The following is a 2,035-nucleotide window of genomic DNA, read 5'->3' as shown; positions in this document are numbered from 1 at the left end:
TATACTAGCAAGCTAAACCGGCACGAGAACGCGCGAGACCCAACTCTCTGGTCCTGCGGAGTTGAGTAAAATTCAGATGGACTCGCGGGGATTTGAACCCCGGGCCTCTTCCTTGCGAAGGAAGCGATCTGCCACTGATCTACGAGCCCTCATCACGAACCAATCCCCGTTCGTATTTGTACCTTACCTTTCGCTGACCGGTGCGGGAGACGCTCACATCCGAGAACCGAACCGATTCGGGGAAACATTGGAGACGGCGCGAAGCCGACCGGCACCGACGGGATTACATATCCAGCGCGGGAACCAACAATTCCAGCGGTCTTCGGTCGGTTCCTCCGACCGATTAACGGTTTTGAGATGCGTTCCATATTCGTTACCCTTTTGCCCGCGGACGACCGACCGTATCGTATGTCAGACGCGACGGCGACGAACGCGGACACCGACGTGGACCCGGCCGCGCTCGCGGCCCTCAAACACGTCGGGCTCGTCGGCGGCCTCTCCGAGACGAAGGTGTCGTGCGCGGCGCTCGGCGACCGACTCGACGCCTCCACGCAGACCGCCTCCCGCCGCCTCCAGACGCTCGAATCCGCGGGCTACGTCGAGCGCGACGTGGTCAGCGACGGGCAGTGGGTCCGGGTGACGGACGCGGGCGAGGCCGCGCTCCGCGCGGAGTACGCCGACTACCGCCGCCTGTTCGAGTCGGACGTCGAGCTCTCGCTCCGCGGCTCGGTCACCGGCGGAATGGGCGAGGGGCGCCACTACATCACGCTGCCGGGGTACGCCGAGCAGTTCCGCGAGCGCCTCGGCTACGACCCGTTCCCGGGCACGCTCAACGTCGACCTCACCGAGGAGAGCGTCCGCCGGCGCGGCGAGATGGCCGGCATCGACGCCGTCCCCATCGACGCGTGGGAGGGCGAGGACCGCACCTACGGCGCCGCCACCTGCTACGGGGTCACCCTCGTCGCGGACGGCGAGCGCTACGAGGCGGTCCACGCCATCGTCCCCGACCGCACCCACCACGACGACGACCAGCTCGAGCTGATCGCGCCGGACCGGCTCCGCGACGCGCTCGACCTCGCGGACGGCGACGCGGTGGAGGTCCGCGTCGAGCCGACGACGCGCGCGGACGAGCCGGAAGCGACCGCGGTCGAGACGGAGGCCGCCTGATGCGCGCCGACGTCGACGCCGACGCGGAGGCGAACGCGGGCGCGGCCGGCGAGGCCGACGCCACCGAGGCGGACGCCGCGGAGACTAGCGATTCCGTCGAGCGCGCGCTCGACGCGTTCCGCGCGGGCGACCCCGTCTGCGTCCACGACTTCGCGGACCGCGAGGGCGAGACGGACATCGTCTACCCCGCGGGCGCAGTCGATGAGGCCGCGGTCGCGCACATGCGCAACGACGCCGGCGGCCTGATCTGCGTGGCCGTGAGCGACGCGGTCGGCGACGCGTTCGACCTGCCGTTCCTCGCGGACGCGCTCGACCACCCCGCGGTCGACGACGACCCCGACTACGACGACCGCTCCTCGTTCTCGCTCCCCGTGAACCACCGCGACACGTTCACCGGGATCACGGACGCGGACCGCGCGAAGACCATCGTCGAGGTGGCGAACGCCGCCGGCCGCGTCCGAGAGGACCCGACGGGCTACGGCCCCGAGGACTTCGCCGCGGAGTTCCGCGCCCCGGGCCACGTCCACGTCCTGCGCGGCGATCGCGACGGCCTCGCCGGGCGGACCGGCCACACGGAACTCGGCCTCGCGATGGCGGAGGCCGTGGGCGCCGCGCCCGCCGCCGTCGTCTGCGAGATGCTCGACGACGAGACGGGCGACGCGCTCTCGCCCGCCGACGCCGCCGCCTACGCGGCCCGCCGCGACATCCCGTACGTCGAGGGCGCGGCCCTCGTCGAGGCGCTGAAATAATCGACCGCCGCTGCGGTCGGCGCGCGCCTGCGAGCGGTCGCCCTCGGCGACCGCGAGCCAGCGCGTGCGAGGGAGTCGGTCGCCGAGCGAAGCGACGGCGACCGACGAGGCTGGGGAGG

2 protein-coding genes and 1 tRNA gene are annotated in these 2,035 nt (G+C 71.3%); 2 read left to right on the top strand and 1 reads right to left on the bottom strand.

Going from position 1 to position 2,035, the window contains the following annotated elements; genetic code table 11:
• Positions 1 to 77 precede the first annotated feature (77 nt).
• A tRNA-Ala gene (locus C466_RS15110) sits at positions 78 to 149 on the bottom strand.
• A 259-nt stretch (positions 150 to 408) separates the two neighbouring features.
• Here C466_RS15110 and C466_RS15105 point away from each other — a divergent pair.
• Positions 409 to 1,167, top strand: a complete 759-nt coding sequence (locus tag C466_RS15105) for a DUF120 domain-containing protein (protein ID WP_004598736.1) — start codon at positions 409 to 411, stop codon at positions 1,165 to 1,167.
• Positions 1,167 to 1,916: a 3,4-dihydroxy-2-butanone-4-phosphate synthase gene (ribB, locus tag C466_RS15100; RefSeq protein WP_004598735.1), complete on the top strand. Its 750-nt coding sequence runs from the start codon at positions 1,167 to 1,169 to the stop codon at positions 1,914 to 1,916. The genes C466_RS15105 and ribB overlap by 1 nt, the downstream gene beginning before the upstream one ends.
• The last annotated feature ends 119 nt before the right edge of the window (positions 1,917 to 2,035 follow it).

The organism is Halorubrum distributum JCM 10118 (genome assembly GCF_000337335.1).
GTDB lineage: Archaea > Halobacteriota > Halobacteria > Halobacteriales > Haloferacaceae > Halorubrum > Halorubrum distributum.
Note: the sequence above shows the minus strand (reverse complement) of the source record. Positions and strands in the feature narration are given on the sequence as shown.

Bases quoted from the DNA above. Each gene is read 5' to 3' on its own strand.
- ribB (WP_004598735.1), top strand. From the start codon at position 1,167: ATGCGCGCCGACGTCGACGCCGACGCGGAGGCGAACGCGGGCGCGGCC.
- C466_RS15105 (WP_004598736.1), top strand. From the start codon at position 409: ATGTCAGACGCGACGGCGACGAACGCGGACACCGACGTGGACCCGGCC.